Below are 19,541 nucleotides of genomic sequence, written 5' to 3'. Positions count from 1 at the left end.
TTAGGGGGTCAAATAGACTGAAACTCTAAGGGGTCAATATCAATGACATTCAACAAATACAGCTTTTTTAAAGCATTTAATTATAAAAATATAATATGTTTATATTATAAATATATTATAATGCTAAGGTACTTTTACTTTCAAAATAAATATAAATATAATATACTCATAATACAAATATAATATATATATATTATATTTGTATTATCTTAGGCGTTGTATAGCAAGATTATATAGGGAAAACCATTTAAAATTTAAAATGGAAGGTTTCAATTTATGAGAATAAAAAAAATTGTAGGGCTAACATTTATAGGAATGATAGGATATTTGTTCCAAGGGAGCTTATATGGAGAAGCAAAAATTACAGATGGAGATACTATAATAATAGGTAGCCAAAAAATACGTTTATACGAAATTGACACGCTGGAGAAAAAACAGAAATGCAAAACCAAACAGGGAAGGAAGTGGCAATGCGGTATAGAAGCAAAAGATTATCTAATTAAGTTAATTGATCAAAATAAATATAAATATAATATACTCATAATACAAATATAATATATATATATTATATTTGTATTATCTTAGGCGTTGTATAGCAAGATTATATAGGGAAAACCATTTAAAATTTAAAATGGAAGGTTTCAATTTATGAGAATAAAAAAAATTGTAGGGCTAACATTTATAGGAATGATAGGATATTTGTTCCAAGGCAGTTTATATGGAGAAGCTATAATAACTGACGGAGATACCATAATAATAGGTAGCCAAAGAATACGTCTATACGGAATTGACGCAGTAGAAAAGAGCCAGAAATGCAAAACTAAAGAGGGCAGGGAGTGGCAATGCGGAATAGAGGCAAAGAATTACCTGGATAAGTTAATTGATCAAAACAAAGTATTTTGTTTTAGAAAAAGTAAAGACCGATACAGAAGAGAAGTCAGTATTTGCTATAATCATAAGTTTCAAAATATAAATGCCGAGATGGTAAGGAACGGATATGCGGTAGCATATACTAAGTATAGCAAGCTATATATAAATGAAGAACAGCATGCTAAGCAAGAAAAACTAGGAATCTGGGCTGGAGCATTTGCCAGGCCTGAAGCATATAGAATGAGTAAAAAGCATTAAACTTTAAGAGTGCACAGGTATTTGTAAGTAGGGCAGGGGTTAATTTTAATCTCTACCACCATAAAGCCAAGTTTAGAATAAAAATCAACAGTCTCATTACCTGCCTGTACTTGTAAGGAGGTTAAACTATATTTAATAGGCAATGTTCTGATTATCTTAGTTCCTATGCCTTGGCGTTGATATTGGGGTAATATTTTAAAGTGTTTAATAATAGCAGTATTATGGTACACCTCTAAACCTACAATACCTATAAACTCTTTACCTAATTTAATTCCCAACAATTCAGAGGAGCTATTAATCTTATAATCAAAGATAATATCTTTATAAGTTTGGAGAGTAATTGGGCATGTTTCTAATGAAAGCAAAATATTGGGTATAGGGTAGGGGAGGGTATCTATTTGAGGTTTTAAATCTATAAGTGATATATTATTCATTTTTAATAAATGCAGTTAAATATTATTTTAATATATTATTATAGCAAAAAAGCACCCTACTTATCAAGAAAGCAATCAAATATTTAATTATTAAATAAATATTCAATATATAATATGACACAAATTAACCATTCATTAACCGTTAGTAAGGTATATTTTGGTCATAGTACGGAAGGTATTTAGCAAGAATCATTATACATATGCTCATTGCTTAGATATAAGGGGGAGCATATTAAAGGCTCAAGGTGAATATAAAGAAGCATTAAGCTGCTATGAGGAGTGTGCAAAAGTAATAAAGGAGATATATGGGGAACGAAATGGTAGATATTCAGAGATTCTAAACAATATAGCAAGCATTTTATCAATATTGGATAAATATGATGAAGCTCTAAGTTGTTGTAAGAAAGCTTTGCACATAGATGAAGAAGTATATGGTAAAGAACATGGATCTAATGCGGAAAGCCTGTATAATATGGGAAATATACTTTTTGCTCAAGGTAAGTCTGAAGAAGCGTTAGAGTATTTTAACCGAGGTTTGAAAATAGTAGATAAAGCTTACGGCAAATCAACACGATGGTATATATTTTTTCTTAGAGGTATCGGAGAGATATTAGAGTACCAAGAGAATTTTGAAGGAGCATTAAAGAAATATGATCAAGGGCTGAAGCTAATGAAAAAATATTTTGCAAAAAATAAATCCCTTTTATCCAGCGGATTATGCCTTAAAGGTAAAGTACTATATAAACTGGGTAAGTATAAGCAAGCATTAGAATATCAACAGCAAGCACTTAAGATTAGGAAGAAGATAGAAAAAGAAGGCTCTCATTGGGTGGTAAATATTATAGAGAATTTAGGAATAGCATATATTGGACTAAATAAACCTAACACCGGAATAAAGTTTATTAAGCAAGCATTAGAATTTAAGAAAAAGTATTACGGAATAAGCAATACAGATATAGCCAAGTCTTTTAAGGAATTAGGCAATGCATTTATGAAGTTACATGATAAGAGCCAAGCTAAAAAGTATTATAACAAAGCGCTTGAAATATATAATAGAGTATTCGGTGAAAGAGACAAGCTGGTTATAGAGTTGAAAGAGTATATGAAGAGTATTGCTACCTGAAGGCAATTTGAAAAATAGCTATTAGTGTAATTCGGTATGCATTTATATCCGCATATTAAAATATGCCCGTTAATTAATTATTAACTTTTATACGCTAAATTAATTAAAGTATTAATTAATACCTAAATATGGCTTACATCAAATTAAAAAAACTATTAGACTTCAATAGTCCTAAATCCAATTTTATGTATTTCCTACATCAGGATAAGCATATTGATGAAAATACTTTCCTGATTAGTAGGACAAAGCCTTGGCTTAGAAAGAAGTCATTAACGGCAATAATCAATGGAATGGGAGTAAAAGCCTTAGAGAGTATAGTAAATCTAAGTGATCCAAATACAGTATCAGCTTATTTGAAGGTATTAAAAAATAGCTATAATATTTATACAATTATAACTGAAATTACAAAGTTTAAATTATTGAATGAATTGCAGCGAGATTGGCTGAATGAGTTTGCAGTATATTTAAAAACAGGCATGAATTTAAGAGCTTCTTTAGATGAAGAATTGATTGATAAGTATGACTGTGATTATAAGAGTTACGACTTACTTAATAAATATTATTCGGGAGCAATAATTAGGTTTTTAATAAGCTATATAGAAGAGCTTAACAAATTAAATCCAAATGAAGTAAAGAAAGTAATTAAACAATTAAAAGAGCCATATGCTTCATCCGAGGATCAGGTGTTAATGAGAAGCAGGCTGAATGAAAGTCTTTTTAAAGCGTCTTATACCGGAGAAGAAAAAGAAGTAAGAGTTACATTATCAAAAGGAGCCGATCCGAACTTCCAAGCTGGGGAAGGTTTCACGCCCCTACTAATGGCCATACTAAAACGTCATGATAATATAGTTAAAGTATTACTAAGAGGTGGAGCAAACCCTAATTTAGAAGCTATCTGCAATAGGTTACCTTTGAACTGCGTAATACAACAAGGTAACCATAAAGTTCTGGAATTATTATTAAAACACGGTGCAGATCCGAATCGTTTCGCAGCTGATTACTCAAACACTCCTTTAAATACCGCTATAGGTATGCGCTGTGTTAAAAGCATAAAGTTACTTTTAACCTATGGTGCATCTTTGAAATGTTTAGACAAGGGAGAAAAATTAGAAGCTACCAAAGTTCCTTATCTTATATATGCTGTATTACTTAAAGAATATAAAATAGTAAAAGCCCTATTACCGGGTGTAGAAGACATCAATGAAAAATGGGGTAGGAATTATTTAACACCTTTAATGATTGCTTCACAATCACAAGATCTCAAGATAGCAAAGTTATTGATACAAAACGGAGCTGATATTAATATCCAAGATAGAGTAGGGAAAACAGCATTAAGCTGGGCTATACAACATAATAGCTATGAAATTGCCTCCCTAATTTTAAAGCATGGAGGAGATGCTAATATTGCAGATGAAACGGGATTAACGCCTTTAATGATTGCATCATATTTGGGGTTTACCAAAATAGCAAAACTGCTACTTAAAAATAACGCTCATGCGAACCATGAAAGCAAATATTTTAAATCTGCATTAATTCAGGCAATATTTGGAAGTAAAGATATAAATATTTTGAAGCTTTTAATAAAAGCCGGAGCTAACGTCAATGCAAGTTTTACGGATGGATACACGCCGTTAATAGCAGCTGTACGAAGCGGAGATATTTCTAAAGTAAATAAATTGCTTAAATATAGAGCTGATCCTAATTTGCAAAATAGATATGGGGAAACTGCACTTATTATACTGGCAGGATTAACAAATTATAATAACACTATAGCAGACTCATTAGTCAGAAATGGTGCAAAATTAGAGATTAGCAACGTAAAAGGAACTCCCTTGATGCATGCAGCTGAAGATGGAAACATAGATGCAATAAAAGATTTAATAAAGTTAGGAGCTAAAATTGATTATGATCATGAAGGAAGGACTGCATTATTACAAGCTATTTATAAAAGAGAAGCAGAGGCTATAAAATTATTAATATCCTTAGGAGCAAAAATTGGGGACGGAAAAGCTTTATATAAAGCGGCTGATTCAAACTGTATTGAAATTATAAATATCTTATTATCTAAAGGAGCTGACCCCAAGCTAATTAGTGAACCTGATTTTGCAAGTCTTGAAAGGAGTGTAAAGAAAAAATTTATATGCGTGAAAGAAGTTATAGAAATTATAAAAGAGTGGAGAAAACTAAGGGGGCAGTTGAAATCAGATGAAGCTAAATTAGTTATTAGTCCTGCAACGCAAGAGATAACTACAATTGATAAAGTATTTGAAGCTGTAAAGAACAATGATTATAAGGCAGTAAAAGATGCTCTCAGCTCAGGTTTAGAACCTAATACTATTAATAAGTACGGTATTTCTCTATTATTAAAAGCAGTAACAAATGGTCATTATAAAATGACTGAACTGTTATTAAAAAATAAAGCGGATCCTAATAAGCATAAAGGCTATCTTTATGCACCTTTGCAAGATGCTATTACCTGGAAGCATTTTGATATTGCCGAGCTTCTTTTAAAATATGGAGCTAATCCTAATATTGAAAATTGGGACGGTTATAATCTATTGTTGGAAAATGAGGTAAGGGGAAATTACAATTTACTAAAGTTATTACTAAAGCATGGTTTAAACCCAAATATAATTTCTAAATCTTACGGGACAGCGTTCAGTGCAATTTTAAAATGTGAAGCGCTTGATTCTATCAAGTTGTGTTTAAAATATGGAGCTGATCCCAATCTTGGTAAAATAAAAGAAGATACCTTATTATTAGCATCCATAAAAAGGAGAAAAGAAGATATAGCTGCAATATTATTAGAATACGGGGCTAGTCCGCTTATATCCGATTTTAGCATATGTTTAAATGAAGCAATAACAGGTAGATTAGAGAAAGTAGGACAAATGCTGATTGATAGAGGTGCAGTTACTTCACTACCTGAGGAGACCATTAGTTACATTTTTAATAGTTCTATTAAGTATGGGAATCAAGATTTTACAAGGTTTATGGTAGCGAACCAACAGGAGGTGAAGTTAAGTTTTGAAAATAAAAAGATAGGATTTATCTGGGCAGCAGAGCACGGTGAGTTACAACTGGTAGAAATGTTAGTTAAGCAACTGCCGAATATTAATTTACAAGATGATAACGGAACAACGGCTTTAATTGCAGCGGTAAAAGCTGAGCAACTTGAGGTTATAAAAATCTTACTTAAATGGGGCGGTAAGACTGATATTAAGGATAATAACGGATATGCGGCTATGTCTCATGCATTAATGCAAAATTGTTTAGAAGCGATACGGATACTATCGGAATATGAAGCTGGTAAAAATGGTAAAAATGAAACAGATCTGATTGAGCTGGGAAGTAAAGAGTATAATTATAAAGCAATAATTGTATAAAAAGTAGCTTACATAAGGGAGATCAATATTTCTATTAATCGTCTGTTAACCATTCTTTGATAAGTTATATTTACTAAACAATTTAAGCATTATGATATGACGAATATATACCTTAGAGAATTCTTAGATGTAAATGATCCTAATTCTCCTTTCATGCATTATATTACTAATAATATAGAAATAAGTAAAAAGCTCTCCAAGCTTTTAAAAGCAGAATTTTGGAAGGATAATTTAAAGTTAATAGTAGATAGTTTAGGAATAGATACTCTGGAATATATAAGCAACTTTAGTGATGCGAATGCAGCTTTAGCTTATCTGCAAACCGTTAGAGACAGTCATAATATATATACAATAATAGCGGAGATTGATAAATTTCATTTTTTAAACGAAACGCACCGTAATGCTTTAATAGATTTTGCGGCTTTAATATATTTTGGACTTGATGGAAAATTTCACGCGAATAAACATGGTTACTATAGTTATGATGAAGAAGTTTTAGTCTGTAAATATTGTTCAAGTGTAATACTTAAGTTTGTAATAAATAAATTTAAAGAAATACGTCAGGTAGATTCACGTAAGGTAAAAGAAATACAAGAATGGCTACAAGAACCTTATTTCGATTCAGTAGAGCAAGTATTAGCCACCCGTGATTTATTTAATGCAGCATGGTTTGGAGATTTAAAAAGTATAAAAGCTGCAATTGCAAAGGGAGCTAATGTCAATTATATGGAGCGTAAGGTAGCTCCTCCTATGCTGATGGCGGTAATAGGCGGAAATGTAGCAATTGTTGAGGAATTACTTAAAGCAGGAGCTGATCCTGATGCTGAAATTAATTATTCCAAAGATATTTATCCCGACGTAGTATTGGATCAAGCAGATAATAACAATGCTATGTTAAATGTTCTTCCAAAAGAAGTTAAAGAAAAAGTATTAAAGAGGCAGCAGGAAAAGAACAATATTAAAATAGAGCAAAGTATTACCACTCCTCTTGTACTTGCTTCAGGAATTGGAAGATACAATATTGTAGAAACCCTTATAAAGTATGGAGCGGATGTAAATAAATTTGCCGGAGAGAAATACAATACGCCGTTAAACCAAGCAATTAAAAAAGAAAGACATGAAATAACCGGCTTACTTATAAAACACGGGGCGGATATAAAGGTAATCAATGTAAAAAACATAAAGGGTGAAATGAATGTTTCCCCTTTACTAATTTTATCCCCTACCGGTAATCTGGAAGCCATGAAGTTAATTTTAGACGGCGGGGCTGATGTAAATGAAAGAACAATATTTGAAGCAACGCCGTTAATACAAGCTAGTATGTTTGGTCATGTCAAGGTAGTAGAGTTATTGCTTCAATACCCTGTTGAAGTTGATGCCGTGGATAAATTTGGAAAAACCGCTCTAATATGGGCGGTTGAGAAAGGAGACTTAAATATTGTAGAAGCACTGATAGCTAAGAAAGTAGACCTAGATATTATAAATAATGAAGGTATGACGGCATTAATGATAGCTGCCTTAATGGGTTTAGACAGAATTGTTGAAGTACTTATAAAGCATGGAGCCGATGCGAATATAGAGAGTAAGTACTGGGGCTCGGCACTAATGATAGCAATATCAAAATCCTATGCTAAAATTGCTAGGATAATTATGCCTAATGTCTTAGATGTTGATAAAGAATTTTATGACGGCTCTACGGCTTTACTTAAGGCCATTAAAGTTAGAAATGAAGAAATAGTTAAAGCACTATTAAAGCAAGGAGCAAATCCCAATAAACAAAATAGATATTTAAAGTACCCTTTGGTGGTTGCTTTAGCAGATACTTTAAAAAATAGTAAATCTAAAAAGGAAATAGTTAAGTTACTTTTAAAGTATAATGCAAATCCTTATACTTTAACATTTAAAAACACAAACTGCTTTGATAAAGCAATAGAGGCAGGAGATAAAGAAATAATAAATTTATTAGATGCATGGAAGTTAGAAAATAAAAATACTTTAGTTAATAACAGTACATTGGAGTTAGAAAAAGAGATTACAAGCTTGGAACAGAGTCATTATGATGAAATTAGGACAGCAATAGAAAGTAATTCGATAGATACCATTAAAAAGCTATTGAAACAAAAAATCAGACTTGAGGTTAAAGGAAAAGAACCATTATTAAATATAGCTATAGGCAAAAATAGCTATGAAATAGCTAAGCTATTACTGGATCATGGAATAAATCCTAATATAAGGGATGAAGGAAGTGGGGAAGCATCGGTCATGATGGCCGTATGTAGGGATAATGTAGAAATGATAAAGCTACTTATAAAATATAAAGCGGATCTGGATTTGTTTTCATGGTCAGGATACACGCCGTTAATGTTTGCTGTTTCTATGAATAGAAAAGAAACAATTAAATTACTTCTCGAAGCCGGAGCTAATGTAAATTACCAAAATTATGATAAAGAAACAGCATTATCCTTAGCAGTACAGCACTGCTATGAGAATGTAGCAATATTATTAAAGAATGGTGCCGATCCGTGCTTAGGAGAAATTTTTAAAAGAACTACATTATTAGAGTCGGCTGCTACCGAGGGTGATGAAGAAGTTATAAATCTCCTTATAAATAACAATACATTTTTTAGAGGAACAAGCATAGAGTCGGCAATAAAACAAGCAATTGCTAAAGATTACGGAGGGGTTATTGAATTACTTATTAATCACAAAGATTTTATAATACTTATTCCTCAAGAAGCGGGATTGCTATTATCCGATGCAATTAAAAACAATAATAACCATGCTGTTAAAGTGCTTTTAAAATATTTTAAAAAAATAGGGTTTAAGGAAGAAGACTTAAGAGCCGGATTGGCATGGGCTATAGAAAGAGGAGAAACGGAAATTATAATTGAGTTATTAAAGGCAGGGGTAGATATTAATCATATAAATAATGGGACTACCGCATTAATTGAAGCAGTAAAAGATAATAACATTAGTACGGCAGAGGCAATATTACATTATGGAAAATCCTTAAGCATAAATGCGAAAGACCAACAAGGTAATTCTGCATTATATTATGCGGTAATAAATAATGATGAAAATATTGTTCAATTGATATTAGATAAAAAAGGAACTCTTAGTGATGAAGAAATAAATAAATTGAATAACTCGGATATTAATAAGGCAAGTGACATTATGAAAATAATGCTTCGCGAAGATTTAAAACAGAAGATACTAGGAGAGCATAGCGGAAAAATAGTAGTTTTGTAATAATATTTTTAAATACTAAAAATCAAACGTTTGAGCTAAGTACTATTAATGAGAATCAAAGACATTAAAATACTATAAAGAAGCTCTTAAGATTACCGATAGTCCGGAAGATAATACACTTTATCTGAATCTCGTAAGTGAAATATATAATAAGCTCGGCAAAACCAAAGAAGCTAGAGAATATTACTTAAAAGCCCAAGCTGTTGAAGAAGAAAAAGGGGCTAATCTATTACGAAACATTAAAACTATTTATAATTGTTGAACCAAGATTTAGTATCTTACTCTATATTAAGAAAATATTTTCTCAATTGTCATTGTTAGGTGAGATAATATAAAAAATAATTTTTGATTAAATTAACTTTTCATTAATAGTTATCTAGTAAGATTATATTTATAGTCATCAAAAATGTATCTATTGCGTAACAAGGGATGAAGTAGAGGGAGTATGAGAACAAAAGAATTAGAGAAGCTGGAAATGATGCAAAGAAAAGCTAGAGAATTAGTGGAATATTATATCTCAGTTTTAAAGAGCTCAAATAACCCTACCTCGTTATATTCAGCAGCATTGACATTAATCATGCAAAGCGGGCTTGGTCAGGATCTTCTTGACAAATTGACAGCAGTATACTTTGAAGTTATACAAAATTTTGTAAGCCAATATGGCGATATACAGACAAATAACAGTGAACTAACCGAGCAACATAAGTTATTATTAAAATGTAAAAACGACTTTATTTTTAGTTTTATAAATTTCAGTAAGAATTTAAATGAGATTGAAATAACACATGAATGGATTCATAAGCATGAAAGTTTAAGAGAGACAATTAGTAAATATCCTAAATCTCTGGAAGCTAATAAAGCTTCTGATATATTAGCTAAAGATGTCAGTGATAAGGGCTTTCCTGAGAAAGTAGTCAAAGCCTATACAGACATAGAGAAGTTAAAAGAAGAAAAGAAGGAACTTGATATACGATTTAAAAACCTTAAAGATCTAATGCCGGACAATAACCCACATAATGCCAGTATATTAAAAGATATTGAAACAGCAGTTCGAGATCTTGGAGCAAGAATTGGAATAATGGAAAGTAGATTGGCAGCATCCATAAAAACACTAGTTCAATACCATGATGCGGTAAATAAGAACGAGGAAGGAGCATCGCAAGAGAAAGTAAATGATGATCTAAGGGTTAACATTTCTAAAAATTCTCCTGAACATGAAACCAAAGCAAATAATTGCGTGAACGAATTGAATAATGCACCTGACAATAAATCTAGGGAAGAGATATTAAGAAGGTTTGCAGAAAGAAAAACATTAAGAAAAGATGAAAATATTACTTTGACTGAAGCTGAAGCAAAACCTAAACCTAAACCTAAACCTAAACCTAAACTTGGAGGTTTTGAGGAGAAATACTTAGCAGAGCAAAACGGTGGTACTCGCATCAATAAAGGTTAAATAATTACTTAAATACTATAACATTAGAATAACTTAATCCTATGAAATTAAATATTTTACTATATTTATTGACATAAAATTAATAAATCTGTAAAATTATGAAGCTTTTACCATAAAAGTATATATATAAATTGAGGTATTATATGAAGAATTTTAATTATACATCAGAAGCAAGGCAAGATATGTATCCTTTGCATTATTGTTTAAGTCTTCAGCATAGCGATATGTTAAGTGACGTTTATGAAATTTTTAAAGATGAAATCCCCAATAAACATGAATTCTTTAACAGAAAAGATGAAAATGGTTACACACCCATGCATATATTCGCAATGTGTAATGCGCTAAAAGTAGGTCGGATAAAAGATGCGGAATATTTAAAAAGTCAAGGGGCAGATCTCAATATTAAAGATAATAACGGTAACACCCCTTTTCATATATGGGCTATTGAGCATAAGGGGTTAATTAAGACGTTAGATCGCTATTCTCCCGAATCAAGCGAGCAAGTTCCACAATTCGTTCTCCAATCTAGCCTACCATTCTTTGGTTGGATGCTAATAAATGGTTATAATACTAAAGCTAAAAACCATAATAACTTAACTGCATTGGATCTTTTAAAACAAGTTGCACCTGAAAATACTAAAGTTGATGAAAAAAGCTTAATTGCAGCCTATAATAACTGGGCAAAAGACAATACTATACAAAATCAGGAAGAAACACATCAATCAAAAGATATACCTTCATATGTATATGGAAATCATGCACAGCGTTATAAAGATCGCAGCTTGGAAGCTGAGAAGAAGGGTTGCTGTATAATGATGTAAAAAGAATAAATTATAAAAGGTAATACTCCGGGATTCAAGGGGGGATATACAAATAATAGGATACTACATTGTTAAATATGTCTGTATAATGTGTATTCCTCCTGATTTCTTTACTTATTATTCGATAATAAGTAAAGAATCTTGACATACGCTTGCAATAAAGTAATACTACTAGGCTCAACTAAATTTTAAAATGAACTCCCAAAATAGTAAGACATAAAATTACTCATACTTCATTGTTAGAGTTTACAACTTTTTTCTTTAGCAAATAATAATTATTTGTTAGTAATATTTTAATAAAAAATATATTGTAAAAATACTAAGCTGAAACTAGTTTTAGCTAAAATTTATATATATAGAAGTAAAGAGGTTTTTAAATGGCTATTTATCAAAAAACATTTCTATTAGGAATTCTTGCATTGAGTGGTTTTCTATTTTCTTATATAGAAAAAATGAATCCAAAATTAGCTGCATACGGGGAATTGGAATATAGAATTTATTCTCAAGCAAAAGCTCTAGCTAGCCCATTATTTTGCGGCGGCAAGGATGATTAAAAACTTTTTTAGTTATTTGATATAAATTTAATCTCTTTCTTTAATTATTAAACATTAAGAAATAATTAACTTAATAATAATATTTATTATTAAGCAACTAATCTTATATTTACATAAAATTATAATATCTTTATAATTTAAAGTATATACTGCCTATATTAATGGAAGATTGCTTTGAAATTAGATTTTTCAGATTTATTGATTGTAATAGTTTTTTTAATTCTATGCTTATTAATAGGCTTACTTAAAAGCGTAAAAATAAAATCTTTAAAAGAATTCGCGGTCGGATATAAAAACATATCAGCTACTGTGTTGGTTTGTACTATATATGCCTCTACTATAGGTGCAGGTAGTACTATAGGTATAGTAGGAAAAATTTATGAATTTGGACTTATATTTGTTATAAGACAATTGCTGGAGCCTTTGTATTGGTTAATTACTGCTAAGATTATTGGATCAAATATTGAAAGATTTAAGGGGTTTGTAACACTAGGGGAAATATTATATCAGCTTTATGGTACTCCAGGTAGGTGGGTCGTAGCTTTAGCATCAACAATAAGAAGTTTAGGAAGTATTGCTGCCCAAGCTTTAGCATTAGGTTTCGTTTTTAATTATTTTTTGGGAATAGAAACAGGGTATGGTATATTAATTGGGTATGGAATTATTACCCTCTATTCTGCATTAGGAGGTATAAGAGCTGTAATCCATACTGAGATTTTTAAATCTACAGTTTTCTTTTTTATTATTCCCATTGCTTTTATAATTGCTTTTGCAAGTACTGGGGGTCTTAAAAGTTTAATTGCTTATCTACCAAGATCGCATTTAGGTATAACCCTAAGTACAGAAAATATAAGCTTACTTGCCAGCTTCGCTATGTATGCTTTATTACCGGGAGTGGATCCTGCTTTTATACAAAGATGCTTAATTGCAAAAAATACTAAGCAGCTTGAGCAGGCATTAAAAACGATTGCATTAATATCTATGCCCTTTTCAGCAGCACTTTGTCTCATAGCGTATAAAATGAGGGCTGCTTTTCCAAATATCATTCCTGATGAAACGCTATTTGAATTTATAACTCTTTTGCCTCTTATGTTAAAGGGAGCTATGGTCGCAGGATTAATGGCAATTATTATGTCTACCGCAGAAGCAAAAATTAATGCAGCAAGTATTATTTTAGTTAATGATATTTTCAAGACATTACGTCCTAACCTTAGTAATAGAGCATTGCTTGTCTCTCTGAGGACTACTACGGTTATACTTGCTATATCGTCGTTAGCCCTTATAAAGTATAGTAAAAATATTTTAGATTTAATATGGCTAGTAGCTAATTTCTGGGAGCCATTAATTGCAATTCCTACTATATCAGGATTTCTGGGATTCAAAACGAATAGTAGATCTTTTATAGCAAGTGTAATCTTTGCTATATTATTTACATTAATGGGTAGGGTTATAGTTGGAGAATTTGCTATTATAAGCATAACTTTAGGGGATATTGGTAGTGCTATAGGCTTGTTTGGTATGCATTATTACCAAATTCTATTCAAACAAATTGAAATTACTTCCCCCTTTTTACAAGCACAGGATAAAGTTATTATTAGAATCAAGAATGGGCTTATAGGTTTAGCCCAAAACATGGCTATTTTTTTCAAACGTATTTTTATCTTGCTTTCTGAACATCCAGAAGAGCATAAAATTGATGTTAAAAGGTTTTGCATTTTTACCTTATCTTACTATTTTCTTTATAGCTTAGATGTAACCTCAAATCCAGACCATATGGTATTTGCTTACCTTCTAGCCATAGGGTATTTTTTCTGCTTAGTATTATTATTCAGGTATTTCATCGCTAGCAAAAGATTTATAGAAAAGTATCTTCATTACTACTGGTACTTTTTACTGACTTTCTGTTTGCCGTTTGTATCAAGTTATATGATGTTTGTTGGGCATAAAGACCCATTTTGGGTGATTAACAGTATATTATCTGCATTCTCACTTTATTTATTTGTTGATGCCAGAAGATTTATCCTATTATATTCTATTGGAATGATTTTTGGATTCATATTGTTTAATAAAACTGGTCATAGCATACAATCTCTACAGGAAATTACAACAGTAAGTAGCATTGCATATATTTATCTATTCTTCTTGTTTGCCACCTTGTTCTTTCTTAGAAAACGTGAGAAAGAGCAGGAAGAGAGAGTAGAGACCATGCATATATTTGGCGGAGCTATGGCACATGAGGTAAAAAGTCCATTAGCTACTATGGATATGTATGCAGGACACTTAGGCTCATTACTGGAAGAAGCAACTAATAATAAACAGAAGCAAGGCGACTTTTATCTTTTAAAAATCAAAGAAACTGAATTAGAAATGATTTTAGATGCCGGGAAGACATTGAAAAAAATAAGTTCTCATGGAATTACCACTGTTGATACCTTGCTAGCTTCAATGAAGAGTTCCGTAATTTCCGATGATAAAAAAGAATTGTTCATGGAAGAGTTTATTGATCTGGCAATATCCGAATATGAGCTCTTAAAGCAAAAACAAGACGGTATAAAGATTATAATCATAGATAACTTCCAATTTTACGGGTCTATGTATTTCATGAAGCAAATGTTATTTAACCTTCTAAACAACTCATATAAGTATGGCGGCAAGAACGTAAAAATAAATATAAGAGTAGAAAATAATAAGCTTTACTTCAGGGATGACGGCAAAGGTATAGCAGAAGAAGATATGCCTTATATATTTGATAAGTTCTATACTAAGAGTAAAAGCGGGACGGGTATCGGGCTTGCATTCTGCAAAATGGTAATGCAGGATATGGGCGGATATATTGAGTGCAAATCAAGGTTAGGCAAATATACCGAATTTATCCTAACCTTCCCAAAAGTTAAAAAGAAAAAGAAGGTAGTTAAAAAGTAGCAAACCTAAGTTAAAGGTTTTTGAATAATTATATTATTTATATACTATTTATTATGCTCAGGAGTTTTAGGGGTTTCCTCTATAGTTACAAGTCCTGCTATATTACCTTCTAAGTCATAGCGTGGAGCGCCTTCAATAAGAGCAGCTATATATTTTTTAGCATGACAGTATTTTCTAAGGAAATGCTTAATAGTATTACTGCTCAGAGTAGTTTTTTCTTTTAAGTCTTTATGTATGCCAACCTTTAATATTTTAGAATTCTTATCATTAAAAGTATTAGGGAATTGAGTACTTAGAAGTTGTAGAGTTTTATTATATTCCTCTTTAGAAAAAGAGCTTTTAGGTTTTTTAGCTTCATTGGTTATCAAGTTTGAAGGATTTGAATTTGTCTTATTAGTTTCAGGCATATAATAAAAGTAAGGGTTTATAGAATATTATATAATATATAAGTAGGCAAAAGTATAAACAAAAGAATTAAATTGCAATAACATATTGAAATAAAAAAGTAGTTAGAAGGCTAACAATAAGATTCACTCAGTAATAATCAGATATCAGATCATACTTATTACCTTTATAGAGAGTACTAACTATTAATTAAAGAATTATATAAGAAATATAAATAAGACTTATTTAGTTAAATAAAAATAAGAAAAGATTGCAATATAACCTCATATACACTACTTTATTGAAGACTTCTTTTTTAAGCTATGGTTATAACAAAAGGCCATAGCTTTCTTTTATGATAATATTTAAAACAATATTTATTCTTTTAAATATTACAATATTAAAATATTTTTCCGGTTATAATACTATTTGGTGATTAATAAGTTTCAAACTAACATACGTAATTACAGTATTATGTAATTACGTTATAACAGAAAAATTAAAATTCTGCTGAAATTGTATCCTATATTTTACCTGCAAATCAAACTTATGGCTCTAAGGCAGCTATCCTAGCAACCTTGAGCAATACTATAATAGGTATTATTACCTCTCTTTATATATTCATCTATTTATTAAACAGTCATAACTTCTTCTGATACCTATAACCTTCTATATAGATCACATACTTAATGAAAATTCTGATGTGGGTTATTATCTTCAATAGTATTAATTGTAGTGGCGGTATTTTGCTCTATATATAAATATTGTTCTAATTCGGGTTCCTTACCTTTTACTAAGGAAATTAAAGCAGAACTTATATTTATACTTCTATCATATGAATTTAAATATATTATATGCTTCATTAATTGCTTTAATATCTTTAATTCTCCATTCGCTGCTGCCCAAGTAAAACCTTTCTCGATATTTTTAGCGGTTAATTTTAATTCTTTGAAATTTGAAAGTATAAATTTTACCATATCGCAGTCTTTGTATTCAATAGAGCTATCTAAAATTCCAGTAATAGTATCTTTAGGGGGAAGGTTTATAGCCCCTGTGTCAATTAATTTCTGACCAAGTTTTATCTTTCTGCGTTTTATTGCTTCATCCAAGCAAGTATTAAAGCATGTTAAAAGAGGACTAGCTCCTTGCTCTAACAACAATATAGCAAGTTGTTCTTTATTATCTTTTATTGCAGATAATAATAATGTATCTCCTTTAATACTACCAAGGTTAGGATCCGCTCCATGCGCTAGAAAAAATTTGACCATCTCCAAACTACTAAAGCTATGGTAATTAACTACCATACTAAAAGCTGTACCAAAAACTTGATCTTCTAAATTAGGATTTGCTCCTGACAGCAATAATAATTTTAGCATTTCATGATTATGAAATACTTTATCTATATGTAATAAATTCCCTCCTGAACAATCTTCTATAGTAGGATCGGCACCATACCTTAGAAGAAGTTTAGCTATATTAAAGTGTCCAAATGTTAATGCTTTTGTTATAGGTGCATAATAAAACCCTTTATATTTATTAGGATCTGCTTTGTTTTTTAATAGTATCTCTGTAATTTTATAACGTCCGCTTTGGCCAGCCTGTCCTAATAATGTTAATCCTTGCTCATTAATTAAGTTATTTGGATCAACCCCTGCGTGTAGTATATGCTTTATTATACTGATATCATTATCTTCAATAGCTTTAAATGCCTTGCCGGTAATTGTATTATCACTTGAAGTAACGTTTAATTTGTCTATATTTTTTAATTTTCTTTGCTCGCTCCATTTATTAACTATACCTACAACCTTTGTATAAGATGTCGGATACTTTTTAATGGAATGTTTAAGACGTTTAAAATGAATCTCATCGATAAGCATAGGATCAGCTCCTCGCTCAAGCAATAAGTTTATTATTTCAATGGAATTACTCGATACAGCTTCATATAGTGCCATTCCTTCCGGTATAATAGCCCCTAACGATAATAAAAATTTAACAGTTTCAATTTGCCGCCAAGAAATAGCTGTTAGCAATACAGTTCTTTTATTATGTTGATAATTTATATCAGCCCCTAATTTTATAAAACTTTTTATTTTCTCTATATTTCCATATCTAGCAGCTTTCATTACAGGTGTACCTTCCGTATTCCCTATATCAAATCTAGCACCATACTTAACAAGTAGCTTTGCAATCTCATCATAATAATTTATCAACTTAGCTAATACAATAAGCGGAGTTTCTCCAAAATTATTTAGTAGATTAGGATCAGCACCATACTTTAATAGTTTTTCCACTATTTCAATATTGGCTCCTTTAATAGCAGCTATTAATGGAGTATCACCATCAGGGAAACTTGCGTTAACATTAGCTCCACTTTTAAATAATAACTCAATTGTCTTGGTTTTACCGTATCCTATTAATGCTTGCATTAATGCAGATTTGAAATACTTACTCTCTTGGTTAACATCAGCATTATTTTTTAATAATACTTCCACAGTATCATCAAAACCTAGATATGCTGCTCGCATTAAAGGAGAATATACATTTTCATCGTTGTTATTAACTTCGGCTCCATACTTTAATATTAATTCCTCTACAAAATTATGCTTACAGCACTCTACAGCTCTTAATAAAGGTGTACAACCGTTTCGGGCTTTTGTATTAACATCAGCTCCTTTCTCTATTAGTAATCGTGCTATCTTTATATCATTTATATTTAATGCAACCATCAGAGGTGTCTCGTAATTCTTTCCCCATTTCTCATCAATATGCTTTATTGCAGGCAATAAAGCTTCTACTACCTGATAATATGCTGTTAAAATGGCAAATATAATCGGGGGAATATTATTTGTATTTTCGCTTGTCTCTATTCCCGGGTAATTTGCTCTTGCTCCGTACTTTAAAAGCAACTCTATACTTTTAAGGTTACGCACAGCTATAGCAAGATATAACGGAGAATTTGGACAATCCAATGAATAACTAAACGCAGTTGAATTAAGCTCTAAATAGATATTGAAGTACTTTAAACCACTTTGATTTATAATAATATCGAAAGGTAATCCTCTGGAAAGTACTTCCCAATTCGGATCAGCTCCGGCTTCAAGCAAAATTTCAACTATATTATCATGGCCATTAAGTATAGCCCTTGTAAGTGGAGTTAATCCTTCGTCTGTCTCGTAATTTAGATTAGCTCCTTTTAATAAGGATTTAAATACTTCTCTTCCATTTCCGATTGATACTGCTTTATATAAATTATCATTATGATTAAATCCCATAATTTAAACCTTAGTCTTAGGTCATAATATTATTTTATTGAAAAAAGGTTAACGTTTAGTTAATAAATAGATATAATTGATACAATTTAGTTTTCTTATCTTTATCATCTAGGTTTCTAATATGGTAAATGTCCTTTAAGTAATTTGTTGTTAGCATCCTCTATAATAAAACCAGCTGTAAAAGTAAGGAGTTAATTTTACATTCCAAGGGCTATTAGGTGTATGAATCATATCCCTAATAGCTTAATGTACATAATTCAAAAATATTTATCCTTATTTACCTTATTACTGATGTAATATAACCAGAATATTTAAATCCATATACGAAATTTAACTTATAAGTACTTTTTTTCATAATATTGATATGTTAGCGTGCGTTAGATTATAATATTAAAATATAAATATAATGTTAAATGTAAATCAAACAAGAGACTGGAATTCCTCACTTTTTTCTCAATACAATTTTCAATTCGGAAGTTTTATAAAGCCTACTAATGAGCTTAGCAACTTTAACATAATTGTGGGTGGAGTTTTATCAATTTATGCGCTCAGCAACTTCCTTGATACTTGGAATGAAAAGTTTTCAAAAGTGGCAAAGTTGAAGAAATTAAATATTAGAGATGTATATCATATACTCAGCCTATCAACACTCATTGCACCGCTTGCCATTATAACGCAAAGTTCTATAAAATTTTACACAGATTATTCAAGTACATTACATAGTTCGCTAAGAGGTAATACTTTGTATACTCTATTCGGGGGTGCAGCAATAATGTATGGTGTTAAGAAACCATCTAATTTAAATACCACTAAAA

General features: G+C 30.8%; 13 protein-coding genes. 10 read left to right on the top strand and 3 right to left on the bottom strand.

Annotated features, from left to right (window positions below; genetic code table 11):
- Positions 1-276: 276 nt before the first annotated feature.
- Both NF27_RS07730 and NF27_RS07725 read left to right on the top strand, forming a co-directional pair.
- Positions 277-555, top strand: coding sequence for a thermonuclease family protein (locus NF27_RS07730; RefSeq protein ID WP_053332689.1), 279 nt, complete (start codon positions 277-279; stop codon positions 553-555).
- A 93-nt stretch (positions 556-648) separates the two neighbouring features.
- Positions 649-1,128, top strand: coding sequence for a thermonuclease family protein (locus NF27_RS07725; protein WP_053332688.1), 480 nt, complete (start codon positions 649-651; stop codon positions 1,126-1,128).
- On the opposite strand, the gene NF27_RS07720 is transcribed toward NF27_RS07725, so the two are convergent.
- Positions 1,125-1,562 (bottom strand): GNAT family N-acetyltransferase, encoded by a 438-nt coding sequence (locus NF27_RS07720; protein WP_039457890.1) that lies wholly within the window; start codon positions 1,560-1,562, stop codon positions 1,125-1,127. The two genes, NF27_RS07725 and NF27_RS07720, sit on opposite strands and share 4 nt — an antisense overlap.
- 157 nt (positions 1,563-1,719) lie before the next feature.
- Between NF27_RS07720 and NF27_RS07715 the strand changes: the two genes are divergently transcribed.
- From NF27_RS07715 to NF27_RS07690, 7 genes are all read left to right on the top strand, one after another.
- The gene (locus NF27_RS07715; protein WP_039457887.1) at positions 1,720-2,685 is read left to right on the top strand and encodes a tetratricopeptide repeat protein; all 966 of its coding nucleotides are present in this window, start codon (positions 1,720-1,722) and stop codon (positions 2,683-2,685) included.
- Between the two features lie 128 nt (positions 2,686-2,813).
- The gene (locus tag NF27_RS07710; RefSeq protein ID WP_039457883.1) at positions 2,814-6,071 is read left to right on the top strand and encodes an ankyrin repeat domain-containing protein; all 3,258 of its coding nucleotides are present in this window, start codon (positions 2,814-2,816) and stop codon (positions 6,069-6,071) included.
- A gap of 96 nt (positions 6,072-6,167) precedes the next feature.
- Positions 6,168-9,320, top strand: coding sequence for an ankyrin repeat domain-containing protein (locus NF27_RS07705; protein WP_039457881.1), 3,153 nt, complete (start codon positions 6,168-6,170; stop codon positions 9,318-9,320).
- A gap of 445 nt (positions 9,321-9,765) precedes the next feature.
- Complete coding sequence (locus tag NF27_RS07700; RefSeq protein WP_039457879.1) at positions 9,766-10,773, top strand: hypothetical protein; 1,008 nt, start codon at positions 9,766-9,768, stop codon at positions 10,771-10,773.
- 143 nt (positions 10,774-10,916) lie between these two features.
- Positions 10,917-11,594, top strand: coding sequence for an ankyrin repeat domain-containing protein (locus NF27_RS07695; RefSeq protein WP_039457877.1), 678 nt, complete (start codon positions 10,917-10,919; stop codon positions 11,592-11,594).
- A 377-nt stretch (positions 11,595-11,971) separates the two neighbouring features.
- On the top strand, positions 11,972-12,148 hold the full coding sequence (locus tag NF27_RS12560) for a hypothetical protein (protein WP_161791839.1): 177 nt from the start codon (positions 11,972-11,974) through the stop codon (positions 12,146-12,148).
- A 174-nt stretch (positions 12,149-12,322) separates the two neighbouring features.
- Positions 12,323-15,070 carry a sodium:solute symporter family transporter gene (locus NF27_RS07690; RefSeq protein WP_039457875.1) on the top strand — a complete coding sequence of 916 codons (2,748 nt, stop codon included), beginning with the start codon at positions 12,323-12,325 and terminating at the stop codon, positions 15,068-15,070.
- A 44-nt stretch (positions 15,071-15,114) separates the two neighbouring features.
- Here the strand turns inward: NF27_RS07690 and NF27_RS07685 are convergent, their stop codons facing one another.
- Together NF27_RS07685 and NF27_RS07680 are read right to left on the bottom strand one after the other, a co-directional pair.
- A complete protein-coding gene (locus tag NF27_RS07685) occupies positions 15,115-15,477 on the bottom strand; it encodes a ProQ/FINO family protein (RefSeq protein ID WP_039457872.1) in 363 nt (120 codons plus the stop codon).
- Positions 15,478-16,140: 663 nt separating this feature from the next.
- Complete coding sequence (locus NF27_RS07680; protein ID WP_039457870.1) at positions 16,141-18,726, bottom strand: ankyrin repeat domain-containing protein; 2,586 nt, start codon at positions 18,724-18,726, stop codon at positions 16,141-16,143.
- Positions 18,727-19,132: 406 nt separating this feature from the next.
- Between NF27_RS07680 and NF27_RS07675 the strand changes: the two genes are divergently transcribed.
- Positions 19,133-19,541, top strand: a 409-nt coding sequence (locus NF27_RS07675; protein ID WP_039457867.1) for a hypothetical protein, incomplete at its 3' end; no start/stop codon positions are given.

Origin of the sequence: Candidatus Jidaibacter acanthamoeba (assembly GCF_000815465.1) — a bacterium.
Lineage (GTDB): Bacteria > Pseudomonadota > Alphaproteobacteria > Rickettsiales > Midichloriaceae > Jidaibacter > Jidaibacter acanthamoebae.
This window is presented reverse-complemented; position numbering and strand designations above follow the sequence as displayed.